The following is a 14,796-nucleotide window of genomic DNA, read 5'->3' as shown; positions in this document are numbered from 1 at the left end:
TTCCGACATCGTAAACGGCGGGTTAACACCACCCCGCCGAGAAGCTGAACGCTACTGATCCAGCTCGCGCACCAGCGAATCGACGACCGCGACAAGATCACCCTGCGATTGCGCGGCGACGCGACGTTGCCGCTGGTAGGAGGCACCGTGGCGGGGAATGTCGGCGACGGCGGCCAGCTCGTCGGCGCAGCCGAGCCGCTTCGCGGTCGGCTCCAATTTGTTCAGCAGATCCATCAGATCGTCTGTGACCAAACGCTCATTACTGGCGTCGTCGACGATCACGATCGCGTCGAGCCCGTACCGCGCGGCCCGCCACTTGTTCTCCTGCACATGCCACGGCGGCAGCGTCGGCAGGTCCTCGCCCGCGTCGAGCCTGCGCTCCAGATCGACTACCAGGCAGTGGATCAGCGCGGCCACCGAGGCCAGCTCGGCCCGGCTGGACAGCCCGTCGCAGACCCGGATCTCGATCGTGCCCCACTTGGGCGCGGGCCGGATGTCCCAGTGCATACCGCCGAGCTGTTCGAACACACCGGTTTTGAGCTGGTCGTGCACGAAACCCTCGAACTGCGGCCAGTTCTCGAACTGGAACGGCAGACCGGCGGTCGGCAGCTGCTGGAACATCAGCGCGCGATTGCTGGCGTAGCCGGTGTCGTCGCCGGACCACATCGGCGAGGACGCCGAGAGCGCGAGCAGATGCGGATACGACAGCAGCAGCGAGTTCAGGATCGGAAAGACCTTGTCCCGGTGCGAGACTCCCACGTGCACGTGCACGCCCCAGATCAGCATCTGGCGGCCCCACCACTGGGTACGCTCGATCAGCTCGTCGTAATGCGGTGAGCGGGTGAGCTGCTGGGCCGACCACTGCGCGAACGGATGGGTACCCGCGCAGAACAGGTCGACACCGAGTGGATCGGCCGCGCGGCGCACCGCGTCCATGGTGCCGCGCAGATCGTCGACCGCGCCGCCGACCGTGTCGTGCACGCCGGTCACCAATTCGACCGTGTTGCGCAGCAATTCCTTGGTGACCTGCGGCGTGCCGTCATAGGCGCGCAGATCGCCGACGGCGTCGAACACCGCCGAAGCGGTGTTGGACAGATCACGCGTCACCTTGTCGACGAGCGCGATCTCCCACTCGATGCCGATGGTCGGCCGGGGCGAACCAGGGAACGGTACCGACTGGATTGCCCCGGCCATGTGCGTCTCGCTAACCGACCACGCCGCAGGCGACCCGGGTTCCAGCGTCACCCGTGGACAGCGTGGTCTCGTCGGGACCGGTGCCACCCTCGCGGGAGTACCGGGTCGGGATGTTGCCGAAGTTGTCGGCGCCGGAGTGCACGATCAGGGCCTTGCCCTTGACGTTGTCCAGGGTGACCGTGTCGGTCCGGGTGACCAGCTTCGCGGTGCCGTCGGCGTTGACCTGCAGCGAGGTCAGATCGCCGCTGGCCGGGTGCGCGTTGGCCGCGCCGACCTGAAGATGACCGCCCGCGGAGGCGAAGTCACCCTCACAGGTGCCGTTCTGGTGGAAGTGCAGGCCGTGGAAGCCGGGGGTCAGGCCCTGCGCCTCGACGGTGACGACCAGGTGGTTGCCCTCGGCGACGATGGTCGCGGTGCCGACGTTCGCGCCGGAGCTGTTCTTCAGGTCGGCCTTCAGACCACCGGCCGCCGGGGCGCCGTGATCTCCGCCGCCGTGGCTGTCGGCGGTGGTCGGCGCGGCGTGGCCGCCGCCGTGCGCATCGCCGGTACCCGCGGGCGCGGGCGAGCTGGTCCACACCGGCGGCGTGGTTCCCTTGACGTCACTCGACTCTTGGCTGTTGGTGCAAGCAGTGAGACCGAACACGGCAACCGCCAGCACCGGGGTCACAATGCGCCAGGACGGGCGACGAGTTGTCGACGTGGCCATCAGGGAACTCCTTTACGAGTACCGAGTTTAACGAGTAAAGCTGGGTGGACAGGGCTGTACCGCTCAAGATGATGCCACAGCGCAGGCACAGCCCCCGGCACCGCGTGCCGTGCCTCGTTCAGCGACCGGTCAGCACGACCACGACGCCCGGCGAGGTGTCACCGGACTTCGCCGCGACCGTTCCGCCGATCTCCGCGGCGATCTCGGTGGCCGCGGCCTTGTCACCCGCGCCGCTGCCGTAGAACACCGTCGTGGTGGTCAGGTTCTCGCCGTTGTAGTTGCCGGTGCTGACATTGCTCCAGCCCGCCGAGGTCAGTTCGCTCGCGGTCCGGGCGGCCAGACCGGCGACCAGGCTGTTGTTCAGCACCCGGACCGGCACACTCTGATCGACGGTGGCCGCGGGCGCGGCGGGCGCCGTTGTGGTGGGTGCCGTGGTGGTTGGTGCCGTGGTGGTGGGTGCCGTGGTGGTCGTCGGCGCGACAGCCGTCGTGGTCGGGGCGGCGGTCGCACTGGTGGTCGTCGCGGCGGCCGTGGTCGCGGGCGCCTGCGCGACCACGCTGGAGGTCGTCGTCTCGGTCTGCTCGGCCGAATCGGATACCTCGGCACCGGAGTTCGACAACGACATCGCACCCAGACCGGCGAAGACGATGGCCAGCGCGATCAACACCATCGCCAGCGCGCGCAGCGGTGGGCCGCCGGGGGTGGGAGTAGGGTTGCTCACCCGCGCAACCCTAGTCGCAACGACGGCTTTGTGGCCCTCATGTCAGACCTGGAAACCGAGTCGGCGCGCTGCACGCGCTTTCTGCCTGCTCGCCCGCAGCCTGCGCAGACGCTTGACCAGCATCGGGTCGGCCGCCAGCGCTTCTTCCTTGTCGACGACGGCGTTGAGGACCTGGTAATACCTGGTCGCCGACATGGAGAACAGTTCGCGGATCGCGTCTTCCTTGGCGCCGGCGTACTTCCACCATTTGCGTTCGAAATCGAGGATGTCGAGCTCACGGCGACTCAGACCACTGCCTTCGTCGATGATGTTGCGAGCCGCTGCGCCGTCCATCTTGCTCCCTCGCCGAGTATCACGAGATGAAAATGACGCTTGCACGTCGCGGATCATTCAACCATGTAGCGGCCGGATCGTCCGAGCGATGTCCCGGCGTGTTGACTACGGGCCAGTAGGGGTGTGCGCGCTTCGCGTGGTGGCGCAAGCCACAGGGGTCGCCGCTCGGCGAGCCGCGCGAACGGCGATAATGGCGGCCATGGCAATTCTCCCGATCGTGATCGTCGGTGACCCCGTCCTCCACAACCCCACCGCACCGGTGACGGAGACGCCGGCCGAGCTGGCCGACCTGATCGCGGACATGTACGACACCCTGGAGGAATCCAAGGGTGTCGGCCTGGCGGCCAACCAGGTCGGCGTCGGCAAGCGGCTGTTCGTCTACGACTGCCCCGACTTCGACGCGGCGGGCCAGCCGATCCGCCGCAAGGGCGTGGTGATCAACCCGGTACTGGAGACCTCCGCGATCCCGGAGACCATGCCCGATCCCGACGACGACGAAGAGGGCTGCCTGTCCGTGCCGGGCGAGCAGTTCCCGACCGGTCGCGCCGACTGGGCCAGGGTCACCGGCACCGACGAGAAGGGCGAGCCGGTCGACATCGAGGGCACCGGCTTCTTCGCCAGGATGCTCCAGCACGAGGTGGGCCATCTCGACGGCTTCCTCTACGTCGACGTGCTGATCGGCCGCAACGCCCGCGCGGCGAAGAAGGCCATCAAGCGCAACGGCTGGGGCACACCGGGTCTGAGCTGGATCCCCGGCACGGTGCCCGACCCGTTCGGTCATGACGACTGAGATCCCCCTCGGCCGCCGCGTGGTGATGCGGTACCAGCTGCCGGAGGGCTATCCACAGCCGCTCACCGACGTGATCGGCGAACTGGTGTCGCTGAATCCGCCGTCGGTACGCACCGCCGAGGGTGAGCTGGTCTCCGTCGCGGCCGATCGGGTCGTCGCGCTGAAAGCCCTGGGGCCCAGGCCGATTCGCACCAAGGAGATCCGGTCGCTGGAGACCGCCGCGGCCGCGGCGTGGCCAGGCAACAGTCACCTGTGGATCGACGGCTGGCTCGTCCGCGCAGGCAACGGCTACACCGGGCGCGCGAATTCCGCTGTGCCGCTCGGTGAATCCGGCATTCCGGCGGTGCTGTCGATCGACACCATGCACCGGATCGCGGACTGGTACACCGCCAACGGGCTGCCGCTGCTGTTGCAGCTGCCCGATCGGCTGGCCCCGGTTCCGCCGGGGTGGAACACCTGGAGCGAGACCGTCGTCCTCGGTCTCGACATCGCGAATTTCGTCCTGCCGCAAGGCCCGTCGATGGTGCGGATCGCCGCCGAACCCGACGACGGCTGGCTGGCGGTGCACCGCTACCGCGGCGAGATCCCGCTCGATCCCGCCGTGCGCGCACCGGACCGGACCGTGCTCACCTCGGTCCTCGACGGCGTGCTCGGCTTCGCCTCGCTCGGCATGCCGGAGCCGCTGGCCATCGGCCGCGGCGCGGTGACCACCGCACCCGACGGCAGGCGCTGGGTCGGCATGACCTGTGTCGCCGTCGCGACCGCGCACCGCCGCAACGGACTCGCCGCGCTGCTGTGCGCCGAACTGATCCGCTGGGGCGCCGAGCACGGTGCCACCCACGCTTACGTGCAGGTCGAAATGGGTAATTCTGCCGGACTCGCGCTCTACCGCGAGCTCGGCTTCCTCGAACACCACAGCTACCGCTACGCCGCGCCGCCCAGCGCCACGTAGGAAAGGAACGCGACAGTGCGTCTCGCCACCTGGAACGTCAACTCGGTCCGCTCCCGCGTCGATCGGGTGACCGCCTTCCTCGACCGCAACGACATCGACGTGCTGGCGATCCAGGAAACCAAGTGCCGCGACGACCAGTTCCCCTACGAGCAGTTCGACGCGGCGGGCTACGAGGTCGCCCACGTCGGGCTCAATCAGTGGAACGGTGTCGCCATCGTGTCCAGGGTCGGCCTCACCGACGTCGAGGTAGCGTTCCCGCACCAGCCCGGTTTCGACAAGAACGCGGGCGACTCGCTGATCGAGTCGCCGGTGGTTGAGGCGAGGGCGATCGGCGCGACCTGCGGCGGAGTGCGGGTGTGGAGCCTGTACGTGCCCAACGGCCGCGCGCTCGCCGACCCGCACTACGCCTACAAACTGAACTGGCTGTCGACCTTGCGTGAGCAGGCGACCGGCTGGCTGGCCGACGATCCGGCGGCGAAGATCGCCCTGGTCGGCGACTGGAATATCGCGCCGACCGACGACGACGTGTGGTCGCCGGAGTTCTTCGAAGGCAAGACCCACACCTCGGAGCCAGAGCGCGCCGCGTTCCAGAGCATGCTCGACACCGGCTTCCGCGATGTGATGCGCCCGTTCGCCCCGGGACCCGGCGTCTACACCTACTGGGACTACACCCAGCTGCGTTTCCCCCGCAAGGAGGGCATGCGCATCGACTTCATCCTCGCCTCCCCCGCCCTCGCCGACACGGTCAAGGACGCCTCGGTCGACCGGGACGAGCGCAAGGGCAAGGGCGCCAGCGACCACGCCCCGGTCATCGCGGAGTTCACCGACTGACCCGGCTCCCGCGCCGTGAGCGGTACCGTGGATGACAGGACCATCCGGCCTGCGACGTAGCGGGAGGTGTGCTTGTGGCGTTTTATCGGCAGATCGGCGCGGTGCCACCGAAGCGGCATACGCAGCATCGGGACGAGCGCGGCAACCTCTATTACGAGGAGCTGATGGGCGAGGAGGGGTTCTCCGGTGACTCCTCGCTGCTCTACCACCGTGGCCTGCCACCCGCGATCGTCGATGCGACCGTGTGGGAACTGCCCGATCAGTCACTGACGCCGAATCATCCACTGCACCATCGGCACCTGCGTCTTCCCGATCTCTTCCCCGGTGATACGCCCGCCACGACCGACCCGGTGACCGGCCGCAGGCTGCTGCTCGGCAATGCCGATGTGCGGATCTCGTATGTGGTCGCCAAGGGGGCGTCCCCGCTGTACCGCAATGCCATCGGCGACGAGCTGGTGTATGTGGAATCCGGTGCGGCCGTAGTGGAGAGCGTGTTCGGCGCTGTGCCGGTCAAGCAAGGCGATCAGGTGATCATGCCGCGCGCGACCACCCATCGCTGGCTGCCGACGGGTGAGGAACCGTTGCGCGCGTATGTGATCGAGGCGTCGAGCCACATCACGCCGCCCAAGCGGTATCTCTCGAAATTCGGTCAGCTGCTGGAGAATTCGCCGTACTGCGAGCGGGACCTGCACGGCCCGTCCGAACCACTGCTCGCCGAGGGCACCGAGGTGGAGGTGCTGGTCAAGCACCGGCCTGGAACCGAAGTGGTCGGCACCAGGCTGACCTATGCCACGCACCCGTTCGATGTGGTCGGCTGGGACGGCTGCCTGTACCCGTACACCTTCGATATCGCCGACTTCGAACCGATCACCGGCCGGGTCCATCAGCCGCCGCCGGCGCATCAGGCGTTCGAGGGCATCAACTTCGTCGTCTGCAATTTCGTGCCGCGCAAGGTGGACTACCACCCGCTGTCGATTCCGGTGCCGTACTACCACTCCAATGTGGATTCCGACGAGATCATGTTCTATTGCGGCGGAAACTACGAGGCGCGCAGGGGTTCCGGGATCACCCAGGGTTCGGTGTCGGTGCATCCGGGCGGCTATGCGCACGGCCCGCAGCCGGGCGCCTACGAGCGCAGTATCGGCGCGGAATTCTTCGACGAGCTGGCGGTGATGGTCGATACCTTCCGGCCGCTGCAACTCGGGGAGGGCGCGCTGGCCTGCGAGGATCCCGCGTATGCCTGGACCTGGTCCGGGCGAGGGCCGGGGCTGCGATGAGCGCCCGGCTGCTGCGCGTCGACGTGCACCCGGACTCGCTGTTCGGGCCGGAGAACATGCCGTACGGGGTCTTCGCGCCGCCGGAAGGTGAGTTCCGGGTCGGGGTCAGACTGGGCAATACCGTGCTGGATCTGGTTGTGCTGCTCGGTGATCCGATCTTCGCCCGACCGGATCTCAATGCCTTCCTCGCCGCCGGGCCCGCCCGCTGGCGCACGGTGCGTGACCGCTTGCGCGAGCTCGCCGAGACCGAACTGCCGGTCGACGCGCTACATCCCGTCGACGCGGTCGACCTGGCGCTGCCGGTACGGATCGGCGACTACGTCGACTTCTACGCCAGCATCGACCACGCCACGAACCTGGGCAGACTCTTCCGGCCGGATAGTGAACCGCTGCTGCCTAATTGGCGGCATCTGCCCGTGGGATATCACGGCCGCGCGGGGACGGTCGTCGTGTCGGAGACGCCGGTGATCCGGCCCCGGGGACAGCGCCGCACCGATTCCGGCGCACCGGAATTCGGGCCGTCGCAACGGCTCGATATCGAAGCCGAGCTGGGTTTCGTGGTCGGCACCGGCTCGCCGCTCGGTGTTCCGGTGGGTGTCGACGAGTTCGCCGAGCACGTCTTCGGTGTCGCCCTGGTCAACGACTGGTCGGCCCGCGACATCCAGGCCTGGGAGTACCAGCCGCTCGGCCCGTTCCTCGGCAAGTCGTTCAGCACCTCGATCTCCGCCTGGATCACCCCGCTCGCCGCGCTGGCCGACGCCCGGATTCCCCTGCCCGCGCAGTCGCCGGAACCACTCCCCTACCTGCGCGGCACCGAAGACCACGGCCTCGACATCAATCTGACCGTCAGCTGGAACGGCGAAGTCGTTGCGCACCCGCCCTATTCGCGCATGTACTGGTCCCCCGCGCAGATGCTCGCCCACCTCACCGCCAACGGGGCCTCGATCCGCCCCGGCGATCTCTACGCCTCCGGCACCATCTCCGGACCCGAACCCACCCAGCGCGGTTCGTTCATCGAACTGTCCTGGGGCGGAACGCAACCCGTCACCGTGCGCGGCGAATCCCGTACCTTCCTGGCCGACGGTGACGAGGTGACGATCACCGCCACCGCCCCCGGCACGGCGGGCCGCCGCATCGGCCTCGGCCACGTCAGTGGACGAATCCTGCCCGCCCGCAACACTTGATGCCACCGGAACTCGGGTCTGCCGCGGCCACCGCACCTATCGATACCGTGACCGCGTCCGAACAACGCATCCGGAGGTACATCCATGAAATCCACCATCACCGCCGTGGCAGGTCTCGCCCTCATCGGCCTCGTTCAGCTGCCGTTGGCGGCGCCGGCGGCAGCGGCAACATGCGGTCCCTATCCCGTGCCCTGCGCACCCAGTTCCTCGGAGCAGATCTCGGACGTCTTCGCCCTGCTGCGGCAGGCCCTGTTCGGCGGTTCGTCCACGCCGTAGCGAGCAGCGGAATCCACTCGGCAACCGCCCAGGGGCGGAGATGGTAGTGGTCCATCCTCCACCTTGGGGTGGTATCGGGCAAAATTCATTGCGGGATACGGTGACTTTCGACGATCCCTAGCAGAGAGCCCCCCGACGATGTTGACGAGAATCGCCCGCGCCGCCGTGGGCCGACCACGACTGGTGGTCACGGTCGCACTGTTGCTGATGATCCTGTGTGGCGCGATCGGCGCCACCGTGCACTCGCATATGAAATCGGGCGGATTCGTCACCGAGGATCTTGATTCGGTGCAGGCGAGCCAGTACCTGAGCGAGCACTTCCCCGGCTCAGAGCCGAACTACGTCCTGCTCGTGACCGCCGAGGACGGCGCCGATTCGCCCGCGGCGCGCGCCGCCGCCGATACCGCGATCGCCCAGCTGCGGAAAGATCCCGAGATCGTCAGCGGTGTGCAGTCGTACTGGACCTCGCGCCCCGATCTGAAGCAGGCCCTGCGCAGCAAGGACGGCAAGCGAGCGCTCATCCTGGCCACCATCGAGGGCGACGACGCGGAGCTGCCGCTGCGCGCGGCCGAGCTCAGCGAACAAGTGCGGGTCGCGGGCGGCCCGGTGACGATCGAGGCGGGCGGTCTCGCCGCGTCGTTCTCCGATATCAACACCCAGATCAGCAAGGATCTGGTGATCGCCGAGGCCGTCGCCATCCCGGTGACCGGTCTGCTGCTGGCGCTGGTGTTCGGCAGTGTCGTGGCCGCGGCGCTGCCCATCGCGATCGGCCTGTTCGCGATCGCGGCGGCGCTGGGCATCCTGCGGGTGCTGACCGCGGTCACCGATGTGTCGATCTTCGCGCTGAACATGACTACAGCGCTCGGCCTCGCGCTGGCGATCGACTACAGCCTGTTCATCGTCAGCCGGTATCGCGAGGAACTGACCGCCGGCGCCACCCCCACCGACGCGGTGATCCGGTCGATCCGCACCGCGGGCCGGACGGTGGTCTACTCGGCGCTGGTCGTCGCGCTGTCGCTGTCGGCGCTGCTGGTGTTCCCGCAGTACTTCTTCAAGTCGTTCGCCTACGCGGGCATCGCGGTCGTCGCGGCCGCCACCGCCGCGGCCGTGATCGTGCTGCCCGCGCTGCTCATCCTGGTCGGACACCGGATCGATGCGATCGATCTGCGCACACCGCTGCGCAAGCTGTTCCGGCTGGCGCCGCGCGCGGAGAAGCAGCCGCAGCAGACGTTCTGGTACCGCCTGGTCACCGCCGTGATGAAGCGGCCGCTGCCGATCGCGCTGGCGACCACCGCGTTCCTGCTGCTGCTCGGCTCGCCGTTCCTCGGGGTCCAGTTCGGCTACCCCGACGACCGCTCGCTGCCCACCGGCGTGGCCAGTCGCGAGGTCGGTGACGTGCTGCGCACCGAGTTCGACGCCGACATGGCGTCGAGCGCGACCATCGTGCTGCCCGAGTTCCGGGGCACCCCCGCCGACCTGGACGCCTACGCCCGCGAGCTGTCCACGGTGCCCGATGTGCCTGCCGTGCTCAGCAGCTCCGCCGTCTACCGCAACGGTTTGCGGGTGGCCGCCGGCGTGCCGGAGATGTCGGACCCGTCGGCGGGCGCGTACCTGTCGGTCGCGACCACGCTCGACCCGTACTCCGAGGCGGGCCGCACCCAGCTCGACGCGATGCGCGCCGTCCCGGCTCCGTCCGATGCGCTGGTCACCGGCCCGGCCGCCCTCAATCAGGACTCGGTCACCGCGATCACCGGCAAGCTCCCGCTGGCGGGCGCGCTGATCGCGATCACCACGCTGGTGCTGCTGTTCCTGTTCACCGGCAGTGTGGTGCTGCCGGTGAAGGCGCTGGCGCTGAACATCCTGTCGCTGGCCGCGACGTTCGGCGCGATGGTGTGGATCTTCCAGGAGGGGAACCTGTCGGGGCTGCTCGGCTTCACCTCCACCGGCACGCTCAACCTGGCCATGCCCATCCTCATGTTCAGCCTGGCCTTCGGCGCCTCCATGGACTACGAGGTGTTCCTGCTCTCCCGGATCCGCGAGGAATGGCTGGCCGGGCCCAAGACCACCGAGGGCAATACCGAGGCCGTCGCCATGGGCGTGGCCCGCACCGGCCGCATCTTCACCGCCGCCGCGCTGCTGATGAGCATCGTGTTCCTCGGCGTGGCGACCTCCGGCGTGTCGATGATGAAGCTGTTCGGCCTCGGCTGCGCGCTGGCCGTGATCAGCGACGCCACCGTCATCCGCGGGCTGCTCGCGCCCGCGCTGATGCGGATGATGGGCACCTGGAACTGGTGGTCGCCCAAGCCACTGGTCAAGCTGCACAACAGGTTCGGGCTGCACGAAGCGGACGAGCCGGAGACCGGCAAGGTCGAGCAGCCCGTGCCGGCACCGGTCTCGGTCTGAGCTGTTCGCGGCCCGCCCCGGACTTCCCGGGCGGGTCGCGAACCACGGCAGGTATGGTCGGCCTCGAAAAATTTCACACGCCAACGGGGGCTCGCACCAGCGGGCTGAGAGGACGGCTAGCCCATTCGCACAGGGCGCTCAGGGCCGTCGACCGTATGAACCTGACCGGGTAATGCCGGCGTAGGGAGGAACATCATGGGCACAGCCACGCCTTCGAACGGGAGCACCGCTCCGGTCGACACCGTCACCACCGGGCCGATCCAGGGCAGCGTCAAGCACTACCAGGAGGTCGACGGCCTGCGCATTCCGGTGCGCCGGATCAACCTCACCAACGGCGACCATTTCGACGTCTTCGACACCTCCGGCCCGTACACCGACGACAACGCGGTGATCGACCTCGAGGCCGGTCTGCCGAAGCTGCGCGACGAGTGGGACAAGCCAGGCGTCGACGGGCCGCCCACCCAGCTCGCCTGGGCGCGCCAGGGCATCATCACCTCGGAAATGCGCTTCATCGCCGCTCGCGAGGGCGTCTCGCCGGAGCTGGTGCGTGACGAGGTCGCCGCCGGTCGCGCGGTGATCCCGGCCAACCACAAGCACCCGGAGCTGGAGCCGACCATCATCGGCAAGAAGTTCCTGGTCAAGATCAACGCGAATATCGGCAACTCGGCGGTGTCGTCGTCGATCGCCGAAGAGGTCGAGAAGATGGTGTGGGCCTCGCGCTGGGGCGCCGACACCATCATGGACCTGTCGACCGGCAAGAACATCCACGAGACCCGCGAGTGGATCCTGCGCAACTCCCCCGTCCCGATCGGCACCGTGCCGATCTACCAGGCGCTGGAGAAGGTGAACGGTGATCCGACCAAGCTCACCTGGGAGATGTACCGCGACACCGTGATCGAGCAGTGCGAGCAGGGTGTGGACTACATGACCGTGCACGCGGGCGTGCTGCTGCGCTACATCCCGCTGACCGCCAAGCGCGTCACCGGCATCGTCTCGCGCGGTGGTTCGATCATGGCCGCGTGGTGTCTGGCCCATCACCAGGAATCGTTCCTGTACACGCACTTCCGTGAGCTCTGCGAGATCCTCGCCGAGTACGACGTCACCTTCTCGCTTGGCGACGGCCTGCGTCCCGGCTCGATCGCCGACGCCAACGACGAGGCCCAGTTCGCCGAACTGCGCACCCTCGGTGAGCTCACCAAGATCGCGAAATCCTATGGCGTGCAGGTGATGATCGAGGGCCCCGGCCACGTGCCGATGCACAAGATCGTCGAGAACGTTCGCCTGGAGGAAGAGCTCTGCGAAGAGGCGCCGTTCTACACCCTGGGCCCGCTCGCCACCGATATCGCACCCGCCTACGACCACATCACCTCGGCCATCGGCGCCGCGATCATCGCCCAGGCGGGCACCGCGATGCTCTGCTATGTCACCCCCAAGGAACACCTGGGCCTGCCCAACCGCGACGACGTCAAGGTCGGCGTGATCACCTACAAGATCGCCGCCCACGCCGCCGACCTCGCCAAGGGCCACCCGCACGCCCAGGACCGCGACAACGAATTGTCCAAGGCGCGTTTCGAATTCCGCTGGCACGACCAGTTCGCGCTTTCGCTCGACCCGGACACCGCCCGCGAATACCACGACGAGACCCTGCCCGCCGAACCCGCCAAGACCGCCCACTTCTGCTCCATGTGCGGTCCCAAGTTCTGCTCCATGCGCATCTCCGCCGACGTGCGCGAATACGCCGAGAAGCAGGGGCTCACCGACGTCGCCGCCATCGAAGCGGGCATGGCCGAGAAGTCGGCCGAGTTCGCCGACCACGGCAGCCAGGTGTACCTGCCGGTCGTCTGACCCGACAGATCCCCGGGACCGGCACGGCTCTGCCGCGCCGGTCCCAACTGTTTCCGGGGCTAGCATTGTCCCGCCCCTGACGCCCCCGGCTATTCCTGGCGCGGGTCCTACGGCACCGTCGGCATGAATCTGCTGGACCGCGACTGCCTGCTCGACGGTGTGAACGAGGCCGGTCTGTATTTCGGCGCGCTGTATCGACACCGGCTCGACCTGGTTCGTCGACGTGACCCCGTCGTCCTGACCGACCTCGTCCCGGTCTCGATCTGGGAAGATCGAGGACGTGGCAGCACAACCGAACCGCTACTCGTCCGCGCAGATCGAGGTGCGCTCGTTCGATGACACCATTCGGCTCCGTCCACAGATGTTCTTCGGTCACGGGCGTACGGATCCCGGGTTGGCTGGCGCCGTTCTCACCACGGTGCTGCTGGACACGCTGGGCGATCCGGACCGGCCGACCGCGCGTGACGTAGTCGTCGAGGTGGTCATCGAGTCGGACCACCGCTTCACCCCCGGTGGAGGGATATCGCTATCTCAGCGACCCGAACGGGGTCCTCTCCCAGCTCAAGGTGGTTTCGGCGTAACCGCACGCCAGCGGCATCCTGCCACGACTCGGCCTGACCAATCGGGTGCAGGCCGCCACCCTCGCCCACGAGGCGGGGCACTGAGCGAGCCCAGGATTTCGGGGGCTTTCCCCACACGCCCCGGTCAGTAGGGTGCTGACATGCAAGCTCGCACGAAACGCTTCGTCGCCGGTGCCGCCGTGGCCGCCGCCCTGTCCCTCGCCGCTCCGCTCGGCACTGCCCAGGCGGGCGCCCCCATCGCGGACTCCGGCTCCGCATCCCTCGGCTGCACGTCGACCGACATCAACCCCTGCCCTATCCGCCCCCTCCTCGACCTCCTCACCGCTCTGACCAGCGGCTCCGCCGGAGGCGGGCAGTAGCCGGGCGTCCCCTGCGGTAGCGTCGGCGATATGGCCGAAGCCTTCTATCGCCCCGACCCGGCGGATCAGAACCGGTTCGAGTCGACCGAGCTCACTCGTGGGCCGTGGTCGCCGGACGCGCAGCACGCGGGGCCGCCCTCGGCGCTGCTCGGACATGTGATCGAGCGGTGTGCGCCGCGGGCGGGGTTCCAGGTCGGGCGGGTCGCGGTGGAGATCCTCGGGCCCGTGCCGCTGGCGCCGTTGACGGCGACCGCCGAGGTGGTGCGGTCGGGGCGGAGCGTGGAGCTGATCCAGGCGACGTTGTCGTCGGAGCGTGGGCCGGTGATGCAGGCCAATGCGTGGCGGCTCAAGCTCAGTGAGCCTGCGCTCGATTTGCCGGTCGAGTTCCTGCCCAGTGGTACACGTCCGCTGCCGACGGCGACGGAACCCGAGGTGTTCCCCTCCGATCAGCGGATCGGTTTCCACACCGGTATCGAATACCGTTTCGCCTCCGGCTCTTTCGGACGGCCGGGGCCCGCGATCTGCTGGATCCGGTTGAAGTATCCGATCGTCGCGGGCACCACCCCGAGTCCCCTCGAGCGGACGCTGGCCGCCGCCGACTCGGGCAACGGGGTGAGTTCGGTGCTCGACTGGTCGAAGTACCTGTTCATCAATACCGACCTGACCGTCACCCTGCACCGGCAGCCGGTCGGCGAATGGGTGTGCCTGGACGCGGTGACCCATCCGCAGCCGCACGGCATCGGCCTCGCCGAGTCCGCGTTGTTCGACGAGACCGGGCCGATCGGCCGCAGCACCCAGACACTGCTCATCGCGCCGCGCGGCTGATCAGCGCAGCGCGTCCAGGTTCACGAGGTCGGTATTGCCGTGCTTGCGCAGCTCCGACTCGCCGGTGCTGGTGCGCCGGAACGGGTCACCCTCCCCGGTGGTGAGAAGGCCGCGCAGGCTCGTCGTGATGTAGGCGCCCCACGCGTTGGAGCACACCTCGTAGCATTCACCCGCCGGCACCAAACCCTCATGGGTGAAACGGACTTGGGTGCCGTCCGCGGTTTCGGTGATGTCGAAGACGACGTCGGTGTCCTCCCATTCGGTGGTGTCCTCGACGAACGTGAGGTGCGAGTCGCTCACGTGCCAGACCAGGCGGCGGCCGGGGATGGATTCGGTGGTCGTCATCGTGCAGCGATGGATGCCGGGCACCTCGAAGAGGTAGCTGTCGCCGACGGAACCGCTGGTGCCCTCGATGGTCTCCGACCACCAGCCCCAGACATTGTTGATGGCAGCGAACACCTCGTCGGGTGACTTGCCCACGGTGATAGTGGCGGTGAAATCGTTGTCGCTCATTGCTTT

General features: G+C 68.0%; 16 protein-coding genes. 11 read left to right on the top strand and 5 right to left on the bottom strand.

Annotation, left to right across the window (positions count from 1 at the left end; genetic code table 11):
* Window positions 1–51: 51 nt before the first annotated feature.
* From ACWF9G_RS04960 to ACWF9G_RS04945, 4 genes are all read right to left on the bottom strand, one after another.
* On the bottom strand, window positions 52–1,194 hold the full coding sequence (locus ACWF9G_RS04960) for a glutamate--cysteine ligase (protein WP_379304312.1): 1,143 nt from the start codon (window positions 1,192–1,194) through the stop codon (window positions 52–54).
* Between the two features lie 10 nt (window positions 1,195–1,204).
* A complete protein-coding gene (gene sodC / locus ACWF9G_RS04955) occupies window positions 1,205–1,900 on the bottom strand; it encodes a superoxide dismutase[Cu-Zn] (protein WP_379304310.1) in 696 nt (231 codons plus the stop codon).
* 118 nt (window positions 1,901–2,018) lie between these two features.
* Complete coding sequence (locus ACWF9G_RS04950; protein WP_452513751.1) at window positions 2,019–2,621, bottom strand: LytR C-terminal domain-containing protein; 603 nt, start codon at window positions 2,619–2,621, stop codon at window positions 2,019–2,021.
* 42 nt (window positions 2,622–2,663) lie between these two features.
* Window positions 2,664–2,954 carry a DUF3263 domain-containing protein gene (locus ACWF9G_RS04945; RefSeq protein WP_452504981.1) on the bottom strand — a complete coding sequence of 97 codons (291 nt, stop codon included), beginning with the start codon at window positions 2,952–2,954 and terminating at the stop codon, window positions 2,664–2,666.
* 199 nt (window positions 2,955–3,153) lie between these two features.
* Between ACWF9G_RS04945 and ACWF9G_RS04940 the strand changes: the two genes are divergently transcribed.
* From ACWF9G_RS04940 to ACWF9G_RS04890, 11 genes are all read left to right on the top strand, one after another.
* Window positions 3,154–3,744: a peptide deformylase gene (locus tag ACWF9G_RS04940; protein WP_452513749.1), complete on the top strand. Its 591-nt coding sequence runs from the start codon at window positions 3,154–3,156 to the stop codon at window positions 3,742–3,744.
* A complete protein-coding gene (locus ACWF9G_RS04935; protein WP_452513747.1) occupies window positions 3,734–4,696 on the top strand; it encodes an N-acetylglutamate synthase, CG3035 family in 963 nt (320 codons plus the stop codon). The genes ACWF9G_RS04940 and ACWF9G_RS04935 overlap by 11 nt, the downstream gene beginning before the upstream one ends.
* 15 nt (window positions 4,697–4,711) lie before the next feature.
* The gene (locus tag ACWF9G_RS04930; protein WP_379304300.1) at window positions 4,712–5,527 is read left to right on the top strand and encodes an exodeoxyribonuclease III; all 816 of its coding nucleotides are present in this window, start codon (window positions 4,712–4,714) and stop codon (window positions 5,525–5,527) included.
* 74 nt (window positions 5,528–5,601) lie between these two features.
* Entirely contained in the window at window positions 5,602–6,804 is a 1,203-nt protein-coding gene (locus ACWF9G_RS04925; protein ID WP_452513745.1) for a cupin domain-containing protein, read from the top strand.
* On the top strand, window positions 6,801–7,988 hold the full coding sequence (gene fahA, locus ACWF9G_RS04920) for a fumarylacetoacetase (protein ID WP_452513743.1): 1,188 nt from the start codon (window positions 6,801–6,803) through the stop codon (window positions 7,986–7,988). Before ACWF9G_RS04925 ends, fahA begins: the two co-directional genes overlap by 4 nt.
* An 84-nt stretch (window positions 7,989–8,072) precedes the next feature.
* Complete coding sequence (locus ACWF9G_RS04915) at window positions 8,073–8,264, top strand: hypothetical protein (RefSeq protein ID WP_379304294.1); 192 nt, start codon at window positions 8,073–8,075, stop codon at window positions 8,262–8,264.
* Between the two features lie 138 nt (window positions 8,265–8,402).
* Window positions 8,403–10,667, top strand: a complete 2,265-nt coding sequence (locus ACWF9G_RS04910) for an MMPL family transporter (RefSeq protein ID WP_452513741.1) — start codon at window positions 8,403–8,405, stop codon at window positions 10,665–10,667.
* Window positions 10,668–10,862: 195 nt separating this feature from the next.
* The gene (thiC, locus tag ACWF9G_RS04905; RefSeq protein ID WP_452513739.1) at window positions 10,863–12,512 is read left to right on the top strand and encodes a phosphomethylpyrimidine synthase ThiC; all 1,650 of its coding nucleotides are present in this window, start codon (window positions 10,863–10,865) and stop codon (window positions 12,510–12,512) included.
* 123 nt (window positions 12,513–12,635) lie between these two features.
* Window positions 12,636–12,851, top strand: coding sequence for a hypothetical protein (locus ACWF9G_RS04900; protein ID WP_452513737.1), 216 nt, complete (start codon window positions 12,636–12,638; stop codon window positions 12,849–12,851).
* Between the two features lie 382 nt (window positions 12,852–13,233).
* Window positions 13,234–13,452 carry a hypothetical protein gene (locus ACWF9G_RS04895; protein ID WP_452513735.1) on the top strand — a complete coding sequence of 73 codons (219 nt, stop codon included), beginning with the start codon at window positions 13,234–13,236 and terminating at the stop codon, window positions 13,450–13,452.
* Window positions 13,453–13,482: 30 nt separating this feature from the next.
* Window positions 13,483–14,277 (top strand): thioesterase family protein, encoded by a 795-nt coding sequence (locus ACWF9G_RS04890; protein ID WP_452513733.1) that lies wholly within the window; start codon window positions 13,483–13,485, stop codon window positions 14,275–14,277.
* Here ACWF9G_RS04890 and ACWF9G_RS04885 read toward each other — a convergent pair whose 3' ends face one another.
* Complete coding sequence (locus ACWF9G_RS04885; protein WP_452513732.1) at window positions 14,278–14,790, bottom strand: SRPBCC family protein; 513 nt, start codon at window positions 14,788–14,790, stop codon at window positions 14,278–14,280. It lies immediately after the preceding gene.
* Window positions 14,791–14,796: the final 6 nt, after the last annotated feature.

Source organism: Nocardia sp. NPDC055029 (genome assembly GCF_053608525.1).
Note: the sequence above shows the minus strand (reverse complement) of the source record. Positions and strands in the feature narration are given on the sequence as shown.

Bases quoted from the DNA above. Each gene is read 5' to 3' on its own strand.
- ACWF9G_RS04885 (WP_452513732.1), bottom strand. From the start codon at position 14,790: ATGAGCGACAACGATTTCACCGCCACTATCACCGTGGGCAAGTCACCC.
- sodC (WP_379304310.1), bottom strand. From the start codon at position 1,900: ATGGCCACGTCGACAACTCGTCGCCCGTCCTGGCGCATTGTGACCCCG.
- ACWF9G_RS04960 (WP_379304312.1), bottom strand. From the start codon at position 1,194: ATGGCCGGGGCAATCCAGTCGGTACCGTTCCCTGGTTCGCCCCGGCCG.
- ACWF9G_RS04895 (WP_452513735.1), top strand. From the start codon at position 13,234: ATGCAAGCTCGCACGAAACGCTTCGTCGCCGGTGCCGCCGTGGCCGCC.
- ACWF9G_RS04910 (WP_452513741.1), top strand. From the start codon at position 8,403: ATGTTGACGAGAATCGCCCGCGCCGCCGTGGGCCGACCACGACTGGTG.
- fahA (WP_452513743.1), top strand. From the start codon at position 6,801: ATGAGCGCCCGGCTGCTGCGCGTCGACGTGCACCCGGACTCGCTGTTC.
- ACWF9G_RS04945 (WP_452504981.1), bottom strand. From the start codon at position 2,954: ATGGACGGCGCAGCGGCTCGCAACATCATCGACGAAGGCAGTGGTCTG.
- ACWF9G_RS04900 (WP_452513737.1), top strand. From the start codon at position 12,636: ATGAATCTGCTGGACCGCGACTGCCTGCTCGACGGTGTGAACGAGGCC.
- ACWF9G_RS04940 (WP_452513749.1), top strand. From the start codon at position 3,154: ATGGCAATTCTCCCGATCGTGATCGTCGGTGACCCCGTCCTCCACAAC.
- ACWF9G_RS04890 (WP_452513733.1), top strand. From the start codon at position 13,483: ATGGCCGAAGCCTTCTATCGCCCCGACCCGGCGGATCAGAACCGGTTC.
- thiC (WP_452513739.1), top strand. From the start codon at position 10,863: ATGGGCACAGCCACGCCTTCGAACGGGAGCACCGCTCCGGTCGACACC.
- ACWF9G_RS04915 (WP_379304294.1), top strand. From the start codon at position 8,073: ATGAAATCCACCATCACCGCCGTGGCAGGTCTCGCCCTCATCGGCCTC.
- ACWF9G_RS04935 (WP_452513747.1), top strand. From the start codon at position 3,734: ATGACGACTGAGATCCCCCTCGGCCGCCGCGTGGTGATGCGGTACCAG.